Origin of the sequence: Pseudomonas sp. HMWF032, from assembly GCF_003060885.1 — a bacterium.
Classification (GTDB): Bacteria; Pseudomonadota; Gammaproteobacteria; order Pseudomonadales; family Pseudomonadaceae; genus Aquipseudomonas.
Window position 1 is genome coordinate 492786 of the sequence record NZ_QAIG01000005.1, and the last position, 18197, is coordinate 510982.

12 protein-coding genes are annotated in these 18197 nt (G+C 61.6%); 4 read left to right on the forward strand and 8 right to left on the reverse strand.

Features of this window, described 5'->3' with window-relative positions; genetic code table 11:
* Positions 1-199: 199 nt before the first annotated feature.
* Positions 200-2002 (reverse strand): acyl-CoA dehydrogenase, encoded by a 1803-nt coding sequence (locus tag DBR00_RS05085; RefSeq protein ID WP_108485887.1) that lies wholly within the window; start codon positions 2000-2002, stop codon positions 200-202.
* Positions 2003-2198: 196 nt separating this feature from the next.
* Positions 2199-3242, reverse strand: coding sequence for a nitronate monooxygenase family protein (locus tag DBR00_RS05090; protein WP_108485888.1), 1044 nt, complete (start codon positions 3240-3242; stop codon positions 2199-2201).
* A 95-nt stretch (positions 3243-3337) separates the two neighbouring features.
* Here DBR00_RS05090 and DBR00_RS05095 point away from each other — a divergent pair, with 95 nt between their 5' ends.
* Positions 3338-4186: a 23S rRNA (adenine(2030)-N(6))-methyltransferase RlmJ gene (locus tag DBR00_RS05095; protein WP_108485889.1), complete on the forward strand. Its 849-nt coding sequence runs from the start codon at positions 3338-3340 to the stop codon at positions 4184-4186.
* Here DBR00_RS05095 and DBR00_RS05100 read toward each other — a convergent pair.
* Together DBR00_RS05100 and DBR00_RS05105 are read right to left on the reverse strand one after the other, a co-directional pair.
* The gene (locus DBR00_RS05100) at positions 4183-5439 is read right to left on the reverse strand and encodes an HD-GYP domain-containing protein (RefSeq protein ID WP_108485890.1); all 1257 of its coding nucleotides are present in this window, start codon (positions 5437-5439) and stop codon (positions 4183-4185) included. The genes DBR00_RS05095 and DBR00_RS05100 overlap by 4 nt on opposite strands.
* An 82-nt stretch (positions 5440-5521) precedes the next feature.
* Positions 5522-6085 (reverse strand): PadR family transcriptional regulator, encoded by a 564-nt coding sequence (locus DBR00_RS05105; RefSeq protein WP_108485891.1) that lies wholly within the window; start codon positions 6083-6085, stop codon positions 5522-5524.
* Between the two features lie 128 nt (positions 6086-6213).
* On the opposite strand from DBR00_RS05105, the gene DBR00_RS05110 reads away from it, so the two are divergent.
* Positions 6214-7869 carry an NAD(P)/FAD-dependent oxidoreductase gene (locus tag DBR00_RS05110; RefSeq protein ID WP_108485892.1) on the forward strand — a complete coding sequence of 552 codons (1656 nt, stop codon included), beginning with the start codon at positions 6214-6216 and terminating at the stop codon, positions 7867-7869.
* Between the two features lie 210 nt (positions 7870-8079).
* Here the strand turns inward: DBR00_RS05110 and msrA are convergent, their stop codons facing one another.
* Entirely contained in the window at positions 8080-8727 is a 648-nt protein-coding gene (gene msrA, locus DBR00_RS05120) for a peptide-methionine (S)-S-oxide reductase MsrA (RefSeq protein ID WP_108485893.1), read from the reverse strand.
* A 64-nt stretch (positions 8728-8791) separates the two neighbouring features.
* Positions 8792-11452: a bifunctional diguanylate cyclase/phosphodiesterase gene (locus tag DBR00_RS05125; RefSeq protein WP_108485894.1), complete on the reverse strand. Its 2661-nt coding sequence runs from the start codon at positions 11450-11452 to the stop codon at positions 8792-8794.
* 102 nt (positions 11453-11554) lie between these two features.
* Between DBR00_RS05125 and DBR00_RS05130 the strand changes: the two genes are divergently transcribed.
* The gene (locus DBR00_RS05130; RefSeq protein ID WP_108485895.1) at positions 11555-12058 is read left to right on the forward strand and encodes a hypothetical protein; all 504 of its coding nucleotides are present in this window, start codon (positions 11555-11557) and stop codon (positions 12056-12058) included.
* 100 nt (positions 12059-12158) lie between these two features.
* Here DBR00_RS05130 and aceF read toward each other — a convergent pair whose 3' ends face one another.
* On the reverse strand, positions 12159-13799 hold the full coding sequence (gene aceF, locus DBR00_RS05135) for a dihydrolipoyllysine-residue acetyltransferase (protein WP_108485896.1): 1641 nt from the start codon (positions 13797-13799) through the stop codon (positions 12159-12161).
* A gap of 11 nt (positions 13800-13810) precedes the next feature.
* Positions 13811-16456: a pyruvate dehydrogenase (acetyl-transferring), homodimeric type gene (aceE, locus tag DBR00_RS05140; RefSeq protein ID WP_108485897.1), complete on the reverse strand. Its 2646-nt coding sequence runs from the start codon at positions 16454-16456 to the stop codon at positions 13811-13813.
* 267 nt (positions 16457-16723) lie between these two features.
* On the opposite strand from aceE, the gene glnE reads away from it, so the two are divergent.
* The coding region (gene glnE, locus DBR00_RS20900; protein ID WP_256582927.1) for a bifunctional [glutamate--ammonia ligase]-adenylyl-L-tyrosine phosphorylase/[glutamate--ammonia-ligase] adenylyltransferase at positions 16724-18197 on the forward strand (1474 nt) is incomplete at its 3' end.

Sequence of the window (18197 nt, forward strand, 5' to 3'; positions counted from 1 at the left end):
TATGCATGGCGCATGCCAGGGATTCTAACCGCTGCTCGTCTTTGTCGCTGGAAAAAAACGGCCTCTGTTCAGCCTGGCGTCAGACAGGCTGGGCGATGTGCATGGCTGACGAGGCGGTGGGCCATACCTTGCGCCATAAAAAATGCCGCTCAGCTTCTGCTGTGCGGCATTGCAAGGGGTAGCAGGTATCCCGTAGGGCTCAGAACCAGGCGTCCTGCATCGCCAGGCAGGTGTCGTCGCGGGCTTCAAGGATGGCCAGGTCGTGGTGGCAACTCGGCACTTCCCAGGTCAGGAAGTAACGTGCGGCCTGCAGCTTGCCTTGGTAGAAGTCGACATCGGCGGGATTGCCACGCGCCAGGCCTTCTTCCGCGCGAATGGCCTGTTCCAGCCAGCGCCAGCCGATCACGGTATGGCCGAACACCTTGAGGTACAGCGCCGAGTTGGCCAGGCCTTCGTTGACCTTGCCGCTCATCAGGTCGCCCAGCAGGGCCAAGGTCACCGCTTGCAGGCGTGCCAGCAGGTGCTCCAGCGGCTGGCGCAGGGCGGTCAGCGAGGCGTGGGCTTCGGCGCGCTGGCAGGTGCCATGGATCAGCTTGAGCAACTGCTTGAGCGCCGCGCCACCGTTAATCGACACCTTGCGCCCGAGCAGGTCGAGGGACTGGATGCCGTGGGTGCCTTCATGGATCGGGTTGAGGCGGTTGTCGCGGTAGTACTGCTCCACCGGGTAATCGCGGGTGTAGCCGTGGCCGCCGAGAATCTGGATGGCCAGCTCGTTGGCCTTGAGGCAGAACTCCGACGGCCAGGATTTAACGATCGGGGTGAGCAGGTCGAGCAGTTCCAGGGCGATGCGGCGCTCGTCCTCGGTCTCCAGCGTCTGGGTGTCGTCGAACAGCCGTGCGGCATACAGGCCGAGGTCGAAGGAACCTTCCACGTAGGCTTTCTGGGTCAGCAACATGCGCCGCACGTCAGCGTGTTCGATGATCGAAACTTGATTGGAGGTCGGGTCTTTGCCATCGGGTAAGCGGCCTTGCGGACGCTGGCGGGCGTAGTCCAGCGAGTACAGGTAGCCGGCGTAGCCGAGCATCACCGCGCCCATGCCAACGCCAATGCGCGCTTCGTTCATCATCTGGAACATGTAGCTCAGGCCATGGTGCGGTTTGCCCACCAGGTAGCCGACGCAGTCGCCGTTATCACCAAAATTCAGCGCGGTGGAGGTGGTGCCGCGCCAGCCCATTTTGTGGAACAGCCCGGCCAGCACCACGTCGTTGCGCTTGCCCAGGCTGCCGTCATCGTTAACCAGAAACTTCGGCACGATAAACAGGCTGATGCCTTTCACGCCCGGCGGGGCATCCGGCAGCTTGGCCAGCACCATGTGCACGATGTTTTCCGACAGTGGATGGTCGCCACCGGAGATAAAGATCTTGTTGCCCTTGAGCCGGTAGGTGCCGTCTTCGGCCGGTTCGGCGCGGGTGCGGATGTCCGACAGCGAGGAGCCCGCGTGGGGTTCGGTCAGGGCCATGGTGCCGAAGAAACGGCCGTCGATCATCGGCTGCAGAAAGCGCTGCTTTTGCTCGGCGGTGCCGAAGTTCTCGATCAGATTAGCCGCGCCCATGGTCAGGAACGGGTACGAGGTGGTCGCCGCGTTGGCCGACTGGAAGTGAGCGAAGCAGGCCTGCGACAGCAGGTTGGGCAGCTGCATGCCGCCGACGTCGAATTCGCGGGTGGCGTTGAGGAAGCCCGCCTCAAGGAAGGCATCCACCGCCGGTTTCACTTCGGGGATCAGCACCGCCGCGCCGTCGACGTACTCTGGCTCGTGCTCGTCGTTTTTGCGGTTGTGCGGGGCGAACAGGTTTTCCGCGATGCTGCGGGCGGTGTCGATGGCCGCGTCAAAGGTTTCGCGGCTGTGTTCAGCGAAACGCTCACGCTGGGTCAGGCCTTCGGCGTCCAGCACTTCATACAGCTCGAAGGCCAGGTTGCGGGAACTGAGCAGGGACTCGGACATGGGTATACCTCCGGTGGCGATGCAGCGAGTCTAAGCAGCTGCGCGCGTGGCTCCCAGCACTATTAATAAGCGTGATAACGGGGCGTTGGGCCGGGGCGGTTGAGTAGGGTGGATGACGCTTTATCCATCCACCAAATCGCAAGGGTGGATGGGTGAGGCGTTATCCACCCTACGGATTTCAAGGCAATGTTCGTGTCTATTGGGTAAAGCCCTGCGCCAGCTCGTGGGTCAGTGCGGCGGCGCTGATGGCTTTGCAGCCGCTGACATTCTGCCCTGCCCAGAGTGGCGAGAAGTCGCCGCTGCCCTGGCTTTCTGCCTTGGTGCGCAGCGGGGCAATGGCCGCAGTCGCCAGTGGGAAGGCGGGTGCCAGTGGGCTGATCGGCCCCAGCTCGCGCATTACCCGGTTGACGATGCCCCGCGCCGGGCGGCCGCTGAACAGGTTGGTCAGCGCCGTGTGTCGCGCCGCCGGGCTGCGCAGGGCAGCGCGGTGGATGGCGCTGGTGCTGGCCTCATCGCAGCACAGGTAAGCGGTGCCAATCTGCACTCCTGCAGCGCCAAGCGCCATGGCCGCGCGCACTCCGGCAGCATCGGCAATCCCGCCGGCGGCAATCACCGGCAAGCGCACGGCCTGGACGATCTGCGGCAGCAGGGCGAAGGTGCCGAGCTGGCTGCTCAGGTCCTCAGTGAGGAACATACCGCGATGACCGCCCGCTTCCAGCCCCTGGGCGATGATCGCGTCCGCGCCGTTGGCTTCGAGCCACAGCGCTTCCGCCACGGTGGTCGCCGAGCTAAGCACTTTGGCTCCGCACGTTTTTACGCGCGCCAACAGCTCAGCTGAGGGCAGGCCGAAGTGAAAGCTCACCACGGCTGGGCGGAATTCATCGAGCAAATCGGCCATTTCAGCACTAAACGGCAGGCGGCCGGGACCGCTGGCAATCGTCGCGGGATCAATGCCGAGCTCGCGATAGAACGGACTCAGCGCCTCACGCCAGGCGGCTTCGCGTGCGCCATCAGCAGATGGTGGGGTGTGGCAGAAGAAGTTCAGGTTGTAGGGTTTGCGGGTTTTTTCGCGCAGTGCCTGCAGCTCCTTACGCAAACCGGCCGCGTCGAGCATGGCGCAGGGCAGCGAACCGAGTGCGCCGGCATGCGACACGGCGGCGGCCAAGCCGTGCAGCTGTGCGCCGGCCATCGGTGCCTGAATGAGGGGCAGCTCAATGCCCAATAGGTTTTGCAGTGACATGACGGTTCTCCCTTGCCGGATGGATCAGCGGCCACCGTACTGATCCATCCGGCGCCTGGCAAACTGGTAAACTGCCCGGCCACAGGAGCCTGCACATGAACTACCGTCACGCCTTCCATGCCGGCAACCATGCCGATGTGCTGAAACACTACGTCCTCACTCGCCTGATCGCCCTGCTGTCACGCAAGGAGGCGCCGTTCGCCTACCTCGACAGCCATGCGGGTATCGGTCTGTATGACCTGCGCGGCGATCAAGCCAGCCGCACCGGCGAGTGGCTGCAAGGCATTGCCCGGCTGTGGCAGGCCACCGATATACCGGACCCGCTGCTGGATTATCTGGAAGTGATCCGTGCGATGAACCCTGATGGTGAGCTGCGCCACTACCCCGGCTCGCCGGAGTTGGCGCGTTTGCTGACGCGCGAACAGGACCGCCTGCACCTGAACGAAAAACACCCCGAAGACGGCCGCCTGCTCAAGGAAAATATGCACGGCGACCGCCGCGTCGCCGTGCACTTGGGCGAGGGCTGGTATGTGCCGCGCGCCCTGCTACCGACCCGTGAAAAGCGTGCCTTGCTGCTGATCGATCCGCCGTTCGAGCAAGTCGATGAAATGGAGCGCTGCGCCCAATCGCTGAGCGAAGCCATCAGCCGCATGCGTCAGGCGGTGGTGGCGATCTGGTACCCGATCAAGGACCTGCGCCAGCTCAAGCGCTTCTACAGCGACGTGCAAAAAAGCAAAGCGCCCAAGCTGCTGCGCGTCGAGCTCTACGTACACACCACCGATGAAGCCGCGCGCCTCAACGGCTCGGGTCTGGTGATCAGCAACCCGCCATGGGGCCTGGAAGATGAACTCAAGCTGATCCTGCCGTGGCTGGCTGACTTGCTTGGGCAAAGCCAGGGCGGCTGGCGACTGGATTGGTTGATCGAGGAAAGCAGCGGCAGCTAACGGCCTTTGGCCGGTTCGACAAAGTAGCTCAGCTGCTGGCGCGGATTCAGGTACTCCAGTGCTGCGCGCGGCAGCTGCGCCGGGCGCAGGCTGCTGGCGATGCCGAGGCGTGTTTCCTGTTCCAGGTCGATGATCAACGCCTCGTTTTTGGGCACCTCGGCATCGTAAACCACCAGTGTTGGTTTCAGCGGCAGGCCGGGGTTCATGCCCAGCACCAGGCCATAGCGCTGATCGTCCAGTTGCACCAGGCAGCCTGGCGGATAAACGCCCATGCAGCGGATAAAGGCTTTCAGTGCCACTGCATCGAAGCGCGCATTGTATTGCTTGAACATCAGCGCCAGGGCTTCGTGCGGGCTGAGGCCGTCGCGTGGGTTGAGCGGGTTGCACAGGTTGTCGAACTGGTTGGTAATGCACACCAGACGACTGAGGCGGCCGATGGCCGCTTCACGCAGCTGACGCGGGTAACCGCTGCCGTCGCAGTACTCATGGTGCTCGTTGATGATGCGCAGTACTTCATCATCCAGCATTAGCTTGTGGCCCATGCGCAGGCCAAGTTCGCAGTGCAGTTGCAGCAGCTGTTGTTCCGGGCGGGTCAGCGGCTCGGGCTTGAGCAGCACCTTGCTGGGTACTTCCAGTTTGCCGACATCGTGCAGCAGCGCACCCATGCCGAGGATATGGCAGTCCTCGCTGTCCAGGCCGAGCTGGCGGCCCAGCATCAGGCTCAGCACCGTGACGTTCAGGGAGTGCAGGTAATGGTCTTCGGCGGCCTTGCTATTGATGGTGTGCAGCACGGCACCGCTGCCGCCCAGCAGCGTGTCGACCATCGCGCCGACCACCTCGCCGGCCTGTTTGCAGGCTTCTTCGGGACGGCTGCGCAGGGTCTGATTGAGCGTCTTGACCTGCTGGCTGGCCTGGACGAATGTGCGGTCCACTTCGGCCAGGCGTTTGCGCAGGGCCTTGAGTTTTTCGGCGCGGGCCTGGCTGGCTTGCTGCTCTGCCGTGAGCGGTGCAGGTGCCGGCGTGCTGGCAACAGGGGGCTGGGGTTTGCTTTGACTCAGTGGCTCACAGTCACTGCGGGCCGGGTCATAGCGTAAGCGCTCAACACCCAAGGCTCGCAGGGCCTTGATCTGCTGCTCATCCTTGATCTTGAAGTTGCTGAAGGCAAAGTTGTGCTCCCACCAGGCCAGTTCGAGCTGGATATACAGACCAACACACAACTGGTCGGGTGAGATGTAGGCAGAGGGCGCAGGCATGCGGGTATCGGGGATGATGGCTAATGGCTGGCAGTCTAGCGGTTTGCCTACCGCCTGACAGCAGGCAGCAGGCGCTTCTGCACTAATTACGGGGTGCTTCGCTGCCGGTTGAGGGCGCGTGCAGGGCGTGCTCGACCTCATCGGCCCAGGCCAGCCATGACTGTTCGCCGAGAATGCCGCGGCGCAGGGTCAGGTAGGGCAGGCGCAGCGTATTACGTTGCTCATCCGGCAGGGCCAGGTAGTCGCGCTCGATGGCCAGCAGGCTGTCCAGGGTCTTGCGGTGTACGGCGATATGCCGCTGCATTTCCTCGCGCAGGTTGGCGGTCGAGGTGTGTGCGCCCGCGTAGAGTTTGACCAGCAACGCATCGTTGATCTTGTTCGGCTGCACCGGCTCGCCCAGCCAGCGCAGCAGCTCGGCATGGCCCGCAGGTGTGAGGTGGTAGTTCTTCTTGTCCGGGCGGGTGTCCTGAGCTTGTGCTTCGAATGCCAGCCAGCCGGCTTCACTGAGCTTTTTCAACTCCAGATAAACCTGCTGATGTTTGGCGTTCCAGAAGTAGCCGAGGCCATCCTTGAAGCGCTTGAGCAGGTCGTAGCCGCTGCCGGGTTCGCTTTCCAGGAGGATCAGGATGGCGTGCTTGAGCGACATAAAGTGTTTTCACCTGCGATGTACGGACGTGGACGTCAGTATACGGTCTATGCAAAAAGTTGCAGTGCGTGGAATGCCTGCCTAGTATGCAAAAACTTGCATAACAAACAGTAATCACGGAGTTGCTCATGAAACGCACAGGAACCCGCTTTCGTCCGCGTCTGGCGCGTAACGATTACGACGCCATCATCATCGGCTCCGGTATCGGCGGCCTGACCACCGCCGCGCTGCTGGCCAGGCTTGGCAAGCGCGTGTGCGTGCTGGAGCAGCATTACACCGCCGGCGGCTACACCCATAGCTATGAGCGCGAAGGCTATGAGTGGGACGTGGGTGTGCATTACATCGGCGAGGTGCACAAGCCCTGGTCGACCATCCGCCGGGTGTTTGATGTGATCAGTGATGGGCAACTGCAGTGGGCGCCAATGGACGCCCACTACGACCGCATCGTGATTGGCGAGCAGACCTACGATTACGTGGCTGGGCGTGAGGAATTCAAGGCCGAGATGCTGCACCATTTTCCCGCTGAGGCTGCAGTGTTGGAGCGCTATGTTGACCTGCTCAGCGAGGTCAGTGCCAAGGTGCCACGTTTCTTCGCCGGACAAGCCCTGCCGCGCTCACTCGGTATGCTGTACAGCCGGCTGCGGCGGATGTGGCTGCCGGACTACTTTTTCAAGACGACCCGTGAAGTGCTTGAAGGCCTGACCGACAACCAGCAGCTGATCGGCGTGCTCACCGCGCAGTGGGGCGATTACGGTCTGCCACCGGCTGAAGCTGCCTTCGTCATGCACGCGATGGTGGCCAAGCACTACATCACCGGCGGTAATTACCCGGTGGGCGGTGCGACGAAGATTTCCGAAACCATTATCCCGGTGATCGAAGCTGCTGGTGGGAATGTCTTCACCTATGCCGGGGTCGACAAGATTTTGCTGGAAAACGGTCGGGCAGTGGGCGTGCGGCTGCAGAAGGACGGTGTGGAAATCCGCGCTCCGCAGATTGTCAGCTGTGCGGGTCTGGTGCCGACCTACAGCCGTCTGCTCGACCAGCAGGTGGCCAGTGATTATGGCCTGCTGGAGCAACTGCCCAAGGTCAACCTCTCGGCCGCCACCCTGTGCCTGTACGCCGGCTTCAAGGGCAGCGCCGCCGAGTTGAAGCTGCCGAAGACCAACTACTGGGTCTATCCAACCCATGATCACGACCACAACGTCAGTAGTTTCATGGCCGGGCAGAACCCGGCGATGCCGCTGATCTATATCAGCTTCCCCTCGGCCAAGGATCCAGCCTGGGATGCGCAGTACCCGAACAAGGCCACGGTGGAAATCGTTGCACCGACCCAGCCGCAGTGGTTCGCAAAGTGGAAGGGCACCACCTGGGGCAAGCGTGGCGCCGATTACGAGGCGTTCAAGGCGCAGCTCACCGAGCAATTGCTGGAAACCCTTTACCGGCATCAGCCGCAACTGCGTGGTGCGTTGGATTTTTGCGAGCTGGGAACGCCACTGTCCACCGAATGGTTCCAATGGAACGAACAGGGCGAGATCTACGGCATCGACCATACCGTACAACGTTTTGAGCAGCACTGGATTCACAGCCAGACGCCGATCAAGGGCCTGTACCTGACCGGTGCTGATACCGTGACAGCCGGTGTGGGGGGCGCCCTGATGGCCGGTGTACTCACGGCCTCCTGCATGCTTGGTTGGCGCGGCTACAAGGTGGCGCAGCTGCTCAAGGGCTGGAAGCCTGGCGCGGCGCAAGCCAGTCAGCCTGCCTCCGCTGACGCGCCCCGCTAAACCTGCAGATCGATGCGCGTGCCCAGATGAGCGGGCGAGTTCGCTGGCGGCGTTGGCACTGCGGCAGCGCCTGCTGCCTGCAGTTCCAGTGTCTTGCGCAGCAGTTGCAGTGACGCAATTGCGGAAAACTGGCTGCTGGCTTGAGCGGCAACCGGGAGGCTGGAGGGACCAATATGCAGGGTGGCGCTCCTCTATGGTGGATGGCCCGACTCAGTCGGGCAGGCAGACCCCTGTACCGCCCAGGCCGCAATAACCGCCGGGGTTTTTCGCCAGGTACTGTTGGTGGTAGGTCTCAGCGTAGTAGAAGGGCGGCGCCTCGCGCACTTCGGTGGTGATCGGGCCAAAGCCGGCGTTTTCCAACGCTGCCTGGAACTGTGCGAGGCTGGCCTGGGCGGCGGCCAGTTGGGCCGCACCGTAGCAGTAGATCGCCGAGCGGTATTGGCTGCCAACATCGTTACCCTGACGCATGCCCTGCGTCGGGTTATGCGCCTCCCAGAACACTTTCAGCAGTGCGGCGTAGGACGTGAGCTGCGGGTCAAACACCACCAGCACCACTTCCGTGTGGCCGGTCAGCCCCGAGCAGGTTTCATCATAGGTGGGGTTGGGGGTATGACCGCCGGCATAGCCAACGGCTGTGCTCCATACCCCGGGTTGTTGCCAGAAGCGCCGCTCGGCGCCCCAGAAACAGCCGAGGGCAAAGACGGCCTGTTGCAGACCGGCCGGGAAGGGGCCTTGCAGGGCGTTGCCGTTGACGAAATGGGCGTCGGGCACAGTCATGGGCGTGGTGCGTCCCGGCAGTGCCTGCTCGGCGGTGGGCAGTTCAAGTTTGTGGGCGAGTATTTGCGAGCGCAGAACCATGACGGATTTCCTCGGTGGTGGTAGTGCATAGACCTGCGGCAAGGCGGTCTGTTACAGATTGCGCTTAGGCGTGCTGCTCTGACCTGGCGGCGCGCCGCTGATAGCGTTTTAGGCGCTCCAGCAGGTCACGCCCGGCAATCGGCTTATCAAACAGATAACCCTGGCCGATATCGCAGCGATGGCGGCGCAGGAAGTTTAACTGGGCGAGTGTTTCGACGCCTTCCGCGACAACCTTGAGCTTGAGATTGTGAGCCATGGCAATCACCGCCGAGGTGATTTCCATATCGTCCTGGTTCTCGGGAATATCTTTGATAAAGCTGCGATCGATCTTGATCACATCGATGGGGAATTTTTTCAGGTAACTGAGCGAGGAGTAACCGGTGCCAAAATCGTCCATGGCCAGGGTCAGGCCCAGGCTTTTCAGACGACTGAGCTGTTGTCGGGTGTCGTCAGTGGCTTCCAGCAGCAGGCTCTCGGTCAGCTCCAACTCCAGCAGTGAAGGCTCGAGTTGTTCCTCTTTCAGAATAATGGCGATTTCACCCACCAGATCAGGGTCGGAAAACTGCTTGGGCGACAGATTGATGGCCATTTGCAACGGAGTATGGCCGACGGCGATCAGCTGCTTGCTCATGCGACAGGCCTGACGGGTGACCCACTTGCCGATGGGGATGATCAGGCCGGTTTCTTCCGCCACGCTGATGAACGTATCCGGGCTGATCATGCCCTTCTCCGGGTGATTCCAGCGCAGCAAGGCTTCCATGCCCAGCAACTGGCCGCTTTTGAGGCACAGCTTGGGCTGGTAGAAGACTTCCAGCTCGTTCTGCATCAGCGCACGGCGCAGGTTGCTCTCGACGAACAGCTTGTCGTGGGCTTCGGCATTGAGCGCATCGGTAAACACCTGCAGCTGATTCTTGCCATTGGCTTTGGCCTTGTGCAGCGCCAGGCCGGTGTGTTTCATCAGCGTTTGCGGGTCATCACCATGCACGGGGGCGCAGCCCAGCCCGATGGAGCCGGTGACGCTGATCAGCTGATTGTCGACAAACAAGGGTTTGTCCAGCGTCTGTAGCAGCTTCTGCGCGATCATCTGGCTGTCTGCCGCGTCGGCTTCCAGCAGCACGGCGAATTCGTTGCTGGCGAAGCGCGCCAGCACGCTGGTGGCCGGCAGCGTGTTACGCAGCCGGCGCGCCAGGCTGACCAGCAGTTTGTCGCCGGTCTGATGGCCGAGGCTGTCGTTGATTCGTTTGAAGTTGTCGATGTCCACCAGCAACAGGCTGATGGGTTTTGCCGTGTGTTCGGCAAAATGCTGTTCCAGGGAGCGGATAAAGGCGTAGCGATTGCCCAGGCCGGTGAGGCTGTCACGGAAGGCCAGACGCTCGATGTGTTGCTGCGCCTGCTTGCTGGCCGTGATGTCCTCGTAGATGCCGATGTAGTGGGTCAGGCCGCCATCGTCGGCGTATACCTTGGACAGTGAGAGCTGGCCCCAGTAAGGGTCCAGGTTCTTGCGGCGGCTCTTGAATTCGCCTTGCCAGCTGTTCTGCTCGGCCAGATTGGAGCGTGCATCAAACAGCAGGTCGCTGAGGTTCTCCAGCGCCGGGATTTCTGAAAGACGGCGACCCTGCACTTCAGTGGCGCTGTACAAGGTGATGGCGGTGAAGCTCGGGTTGACGTATTCCACCAGACCATCGCGATCCAGCAGGATGATGGCACTGGAACTTTGTTCAACGGCGCGCTGGAACAGGTTCAGGGCATTGGTCGCGGTACGGCGTTGCTGGTTGGTCAGCACTTGGGCGTAGTGGTCGGCCAGTTCGCCGGCGAAGGCAATTTCATCGGCCTGCCAGGTGCGCGGCACGCCACAGTGTTCCAGGCAGAGCACGCCGACCACATCACCTTCGATGCGGATGCTGGCGTCGAGCATGGAGCTGATACCCAGCGGGTCTAGGTAGTTGTTGCTCAATTCACATGTGCGCGGGTCGCGATGGGCATTGTGAGCGTCCAGCGCACGGCCACTGTGCAGGGCTTGCAGGTAGGCCGGATAGGCGCTGGCGTCGATATCCGCTTGCTCAATCGGCCGGCCCAGGTCGCGCTGATAAAGTGCCACTGGGCGCAACCAATGCTTATCGATCATCCATACGCCAGCGCGGTTGACGCCATACAACTCACAGGCACTCTTGCAGATCAGTTCGGCGGCTTCGCGTAAGGGATTGCTGTCGCCGTAGTGGCGGCGTGCAAGGTTCACGATCAGGTGCTGTTGCGCTTGGGTGCGTTGCTGCTGCGCCTGAGCTTCGGCTTGGGTTCGTGGGTAGGACAGGGTGTTGGCCGGCGCGCTGTCAGGGTGTTGCAGCACCATCAGGTAGCCGCGCAGTAGGTGCCGTCCATGTTGCTTGAAGCGCTCTCCCAACTCCATCAGCGTCAGGCTGCCGCGCGGGGTGTGCATGCGGTACTGCACAGAGTAGTGGGGCTGCTGGTTGAGCTGTTGCTGAATGGTGTCGTGCAGCTGATGGCGCGCACTGGGCTCCATCAGGCTGGCGTAGGGGGCATCCAGCAGGGAGCAGAGCTGATTGGCCGGCAAGCCGAGCTGTTGTTCGCAGCCTGAGTCGAGGTACAACAGTGTCCAGCTGGCTTCATTCAAGCGCTCGAAACGCAGCATGCCGAGGCGCGAAGGCACTGGCAACTGCGTCACAACCTCGGCCGCAATACGACTGGCGGCATCGGGATGGCTTTTCATTCGGTGGCTGGCTTCCAGTATGCTGATCGGCGTTAATCGATCGACTTCATTTATCGCGTCGGGTAAGGGTGCATCATGCAATTGCGACTGACAAGAAAACTAATGGCAGGCGTGTTGTTGAGCGCTTGCGCGGTTACGACCCCATTGTTTGCTGCCGAAGCCGACTCGGTGCTGAGCAGCGCTGAGCAAGGCCATTATCTGCATGAACTCAAGCGTCTTTACCTGACCCAGGATGAGCGCCAGGCGCTGTTTGCCCACTGCAATGATCTGCTGAATACCTACGCCCTGCGTGCGGCCTATCAGGTGGGCCAGGCTCAGCGTCATGACCGGGTCTATCAACTGCGTCAGGGCGCCTCTGGCGAGCTGCTGCTGCGCGAGGAAAGCCGTGGGCAACGCGGCACCGACATCGTTGTGCGTAACCAGCGTGTGCAGCTGTTTGGTGCTGACCCCTTTGTGCGTTACGAATGCCCGAATGGCGGTATCAGTTGCGTACTGCACAACCCCAACGATGGCAGCCCCCTGCTGACCATCGTGCGTGATCACAAGGGGGCTGCCGAGTTGGCCAAGGCGCTGAGCTTTCTGATTCGCAATCTGCAGAAGGGCTGATGCATGACAGATCATCGGTCGTCCTAAATCCACTCAAAAAAAACCCCGCCGAAAGGGGCGGGGTCGAGGATGCGAGCGTGGCTGCTCGAAAGTTGATGCGTTACAGCAGCAGGGTGCGGATGTCTGCCAGTACGTCACCCAGGCGCTTGGTGAAGCGCGCCGCAGCGGCACCGTTGATCACCCGGTGGTCGTAGGACAGCGACAGCGGCAGCATCAGCTTGGGCTGGAAGGCTTTGCCATCCCAGACTGGCTGGATGGTCGCCTTGCTGACACCGAGGATTGCCACTTCGGGTGCGTTGACGATCGGCGTAAAGCCGGTGCCGCCAATGTGGCCGAGGCTGGAGATGGTGAAGCAGGCGCCCTGCATGTCATCCGCCGCCAACTTCTTGGTGCGTGCTTTCTCTGCCAGGGCCGCCGCTTCAGCCGCCAGTTGCAGCAGGCTCTTCTGATCGACATTCTTGATGACCGGCACCAGCAGGCCATCTGGGGTGTCCACGGCAAAGCCGATGTGCACGTATTTCTTGCGGATGATCGCTTTGCCGCTCGGCGCGAGTGAGCTGTTGAAGTCCGGCAGTTCCTTGAGCAGGAAGGCGCAGGCCTTGAGCAGCAGCGGTAGCACAGTAAGCTTGACCCCAGCCTTTTCTGCCACGGTTTTCTGCGCTACGCGGAAGGCTTCCAGCTCGGTGATATCGGCCGAATCGAACTGCGTCACGTGTGGCACGTTGAGCCAGCTGCGATGCAGGTTGCTGGCGCCGACCTGCATCAGGCGGGTCATCGCCACTTCTTCGATTTCACCAAATTTGCTGAAGTCCACCACCGGGATCGGCGGAATACCCGCACCACCGGTTGCACCGGCGGCCGGTGCTTCCTTGGCCTTCTGCATCATCGCTTTGACGTACGCCTGCACATCCTCTTTGAGGATGCGCCCTTTCGGCCCGGTGCCAGGTACTGCGCCCAACTCGACGCCGAACTCGCGCGCCAGCAGGCGAACAGCCGGCCCTGCATGCACCTTGGCACCGTCGCGCTTGGGCGCGGCGGTCACGCTGGCGGCAGCGGCTGCCAGCGAGGCAATTGCACTGACCTCGGCGGCGACCGCCGGATGCGCGCCGGCCGGAACCTTGTGCACATCGCTGGTGGGCGCAGCGGCGGCAGCTGCGGCGCCGGCTACTTTCAGCTTGAGGATGAAATCACCGGTGCCGACTTCGTCTTCCAGTTTGACGCTGATGCTTTCCACCACGCCGGCCGCCGGCGAGGGGATTTCCATGCTGGCCTTGTCCGACTCCAGGGTAATCAGCGACTGATCGGCTTCGACGCTATCGCCGACCTTGATCAGAATTTCGATGACTTTGGCTTTGCCCGACGAGCCGATATCCGGCACATGCACGTCCTGCACGCTGCTGGATGCCGGGGTGGCGGGTGCCGGCGCGGCTGCTGGCGCGGGAGCCGCAGCCGCTTTGGGTGCTTCAGTGGGGGCCGCAGCGGGTGTTGCGGGTGCTGTTTCGGCAGCGCCTTCAACTTCCAGCTCCAGCAGTTCGTCGCCTTCCTTCAGGCGGTCGCCCAGCTTCACCTTCAGGCTTTTCACCACGCCGGCTTTGGGCGCGGGGATTTCCATGCTGGCCTTATCCGACTCCAGGGTCAGCAGGCTCTGATCAGCGTCGATGCGGTCGCCTACTTTGACGAACAGCTCGATCACTTCACCCTCACCGCTGCCGATGTCGGGTACGCGAATCAATTCACTCATCGTTTCGCTCCTTAGCAGTCCAGTGGGTTGAGTTTTTCCGGGTTGATGCCGAACTTGGCGATGGCTTCGGCCACCACTTTCGGTTCGATATCACCACGGTCGGCGAGGGCTTCCAGGGCCGCCAAAACGACCCAGTGGCGGTCCACTTCGAAGAAGTGGCGCAGTTTCTTGCGGCTGTCGCTGCGGCCGAAACCGTCGGTGCCCAGTACTTTGAATTCCTTGCTCGGCACCCACTGACGAATCTGTTCGGCGAACAGCTTCATGTAGTCGGTAGAGGCGATGACCGGGCCTTTACGGCCGCTCAGGCACTCTTCCACGTAGGTTTGCTTGGGCTTCTGGCCCGGGTGCAGGCGGTTGCTGCGTTCCACGGCCAGGCCGTCGCGGCGCAGTTCGTTGAAGCTGGTGACGCTCCACACGTCAGCCGCGACGTTGAACTCGTCACGCAGAATCTTCGCCGCTTCGCGCACTTCACGCAGGATGGTGCCGGAACCGAGGAGCTGCACGTGATGGGCGGCTTCCTTCTTGTCCTCTTCGAGCAGGTACATGCCCTTGATGATGCCTTCCTCGGCCCCAGCCGGAATGGCCGGTTGCTGGTAGGACTCGTTCATCACGGTGATGTAGTAGAAGACGTCCTGTTGCTCTTCGGTCATCTTCTTCATGCCGTCCTGAATGATCACCGCCAGCTCGTAGCCGTAGGTCGGATCATAGGTGCGGCAGTTGGGGATGGTCGCGGCCATCAGGTGGCTGTGACCGTCCTCGTGCTGCAGACCTTCGCCGTTCAGCGTGGTACGCCCGGCGGTGCCGCCGATCAGGAAACCGCGGGTACGGCTGTCGCCTGCGGCCCAGGCCAGGTCGCCAATGCGCTGGAAGCCGAACATCGAATAGAAGATGTAGAACGGCAGCATCGGCTGGTTATGGCAGGAGTAGGAGGTGCCGGCGGCGATGAAGGAACTCATGGCACCGGCTTCGTTGATGCCTTCCTCAAGGATCTGACCTTTCTTGTCCTCGCGGTAGAACATCACCTGGTCTTTATCCACCGGCTCATACAGCTGGCCGACCGAAGAGTAGATGCCCAGCTGGCGGAACATACCTTCCATGCCGAAGGTACGGGCTTCGTCCGGGATGATTGGGACGATGCGCGAGCCGATGTCTTTGTCTTTAACCAACTGCGCGAGGATGCGCACGAAGGCCATGGTGGTGGAAATTTCACGGTCGCCCGAGCCATCAAGAATCGCCTTGAGGGTGTCCAGCGGCGGCGTTGGGATGCTGAAACTCTTGGCGCGGCGCTGCGGTACAAAACCGCCCAGTGCAGCACGACGGTCGCTCAGGTAGCGGGCTTCGGCGCTGCCTTCTTCGGGTTTGAGGAAGGGCAGGCGTTCCAGTTCATCGTCCTTGACCGGGATGTCGAAGCGGTCGCGGAACTGCTTGAGGCTGTCGACATCGACTTTCTTGGTGTTGTGCGCGGTGTTTTTCGCTTCACCCGCGCCGGTGCCATAACCCTTGACGGTCTTGGCCAGAATCACGGTGGGTTGATCCTTGTGGTTGACCGCCTGATGGTAGGCCGCATAGACCTTGTACGGGTCGTGGCCGCCACGGTTGAGCTTCCAGATCTCGTCGTCGGATAGGTCCGCCACCATCGCCTTGAGTTCCGGCGAGTTGAAGAAGTGTTCACGCACGAACGCGCCGTCCTTGGCCTTGTAGTTTTGGTACTCGCCATCCACCACTTCGTCCATGCGACGTTGCAGGATGCCGTCGACGTCTTTGGCCAGCAGCGGGTCCCAGAACCGGCCCCAAACCACTTTGTTGACGTTCCAGCCACCGCCACGGAACACGCCTTCGAGTTCCTGAATGATCTTGCCGTTACCGCGTACTGGGCCGTCGAGGCGCTGCAGGTTGCAGTTGATGACGAAGATCAGGTTATCCAGCTTCTCGCGGCCGGCCAGGGAGATCGCGCCGAGCGATTCCGGCTCGTCGCATTCGCCGTCGCCCATAAAGCACCAGACCTTCTGCTTGCCGGCCGGAATAAAGCCGCGCGCTTCCAGGTACTTCATAAAGCGTGCCTGGTAGATCGCCTGAATCGGGCCCAGCCCCATGGACACGGTCGGGAACTGCCAGAAGTCCGGCATCAGCCAGGGGTGCGGATAGGACGACAGGCCTTGGCCATCCACCTCCTGGCGGAAATTGTTCATCTGTTCTTCCGTGATGCGGCCTTCCATGTAGGCACGGGCATACACGCCGGGGGAGGCGTGGCCCTGGAAGAAGATCAGGTCGCCGCCATGCTCCTCGGTAGGGGCTTGGAAGAAATAGTTGAAGCCAATGTCATACAGCGTGGCCGAGGAGGCAAAACTGGAGATATGGCCGCCCAGGTCCGAGTCTTTCAGGTTGGTGCGCATCACCATGGCCAACGCGTTCCAGCGCACCAGCGAGCGAATGCGGCGTTCCATAAACAGGTCGCCCGGCATGCGTGCTTCGTGGGTCAGCGGGATGGTGTTGCGGTAGGGCGTGGTGATTGCATACGGCAGCTGTGAACCACTGCGGGTGGCCAGCTCGCCCATACGGGTCATCAGATAATGTGCGCGGTCTTCACCCTCGTTATCGAGGACGGACTCAAGGGCGTCCAGCCATTCCTGGGTTTCGACGGGATCGAGGTCTTGCATGGCTTGCTCCAGGGCGGAAAGGCTTCCAGAATCGGAGGCCAGGTTTCGCGGCCGACTTCGTGAGTGGCCGCGTGAATTCTTGGATTGACCGGGGGTAGGGCCGGCTATGTGTAGTTTTACTACATTCTGATGTCGGAATCAGCCTTTTGGATACAGTCTTTGGTAGTAAAACTACAATTATTTTTCTACCCGCGATTCGACCGCCTCTAGCGCGGGTGTTTGCCATCAACCGATGGCCAGCGGGCAGAACGCTAAAAAGGATAGACCATGAGCCTGCCCATGCTGGCCTCTTTGCCGGCTGCCTTATCCCCCCTCGCGGTACGCGCTGAACAGTCGTTGCAGCAGGCCTTCGCTGGGTTGTCCAGCGAGGAGGCGACGGCATTTGCCGCGTGGCCGGCAGCACGTTTCGACGCCTTGCGGCGCGTGGCGGCGGCCAGTGAGTTCGTCCTGCAGCAAGGGCTGCGTGATCCACAGATGCTGCTCGATCTGGCCGCCAATGGCGAGTTGGAGCGCAGTCTGGCGTCCGGTGAGTTGCGTGGTCAGCTGATTCAGGCCTTGGTCGAATGCGCGGACGAGGACGAGTTGGGGCGACGCTTGCGGCGTTACCGCAATCGTCAGCAATTGCGCATCATCTGGCGCGATATCAGCCGCCAGGCGGATTTGATCGAAACCTGCCGCGACCTGTCCGACCTGGCCGATGCCTGTATCGATCTGGCTTATCAGTGGCTGTATGCACGCCATTGCGCGCAGTTTGGTACGCCGATGGGGCGCCGCAGTGGTCAGCCTCAGCACATGGTCATCCTCGGCATGGGCAAGTTGGGTGCCCATGAGCTGAACCTGTCTTCGGACATCGACTTGATCTTCGGTTACCCCGAAGGTGGCGAGACTGAGGGTGTGAAGCGTGCGCTGGATAATCAGGAGTTCTTTATCCGCCTTGGTCAGAAGCTGATCAAGGCACTGGACGTGATCACCGTCGACGGCTTCGTCTTCCGCACCGATATGCGTCTGCGTCCTTACGGTTCCTCCGGCTCGCTGGTGTTCAGCTTTAACGCGCTGGAGCAGTACTACCAGGACCAGGGTCGCGACTGGGAACGCTACGCCATGATCAAGGCGCGGGTGGTCGGTGGTGATCAAGTCGCTGGCGCGCAGTTGTTAGAGATGCTGCGGCCTTTCGTCTATCGGCGTTATCTGGACTTCTCGGCGATTGAAGCGCTGCGCGCGATGAAGCAGTTGATCCAGCAGGAAGTGCGGCGCAAGGGCATGGCCGAGAACATCAAGCTGGGTTCTGGCGGCATCCGCGAAGTGGAATTTATCGCCCAGGCCTTCCAGCTGATTCATGGCGGTCGCGACCTCAGTCTGCAGCAGCGCTCGCTGTTTGCCGTACTCAATACCCTGCGTGATCAGGGTTACCTGCCGGCCGCGGTGACCAATGAACTGCGTGACGGTTATGCCTTCCTGCGTTATGCCGAACACGCACTGCAGGCCATCGACGACCGCCAAACGCAGATGCTTCCGGACAACGATCAGGACCGTGCGCGGGTGGCCTTTATCATGGGTTTCGACACTTGGCAGGCGTTCCACGAGCAGCTGATGCACTGGCGTGGCCGGGTGGATTGGCATTTCCGTCAGGTGATCGCCGACCCTGATGAAGAGGAAGGCGGCGAGCCGGTCGAAGAGGCGGTTGGCTGCGAATGGTTGCCGCTCTGGGAGGATGTGCAGGACGAAGAGGCTGCGTGCCGAC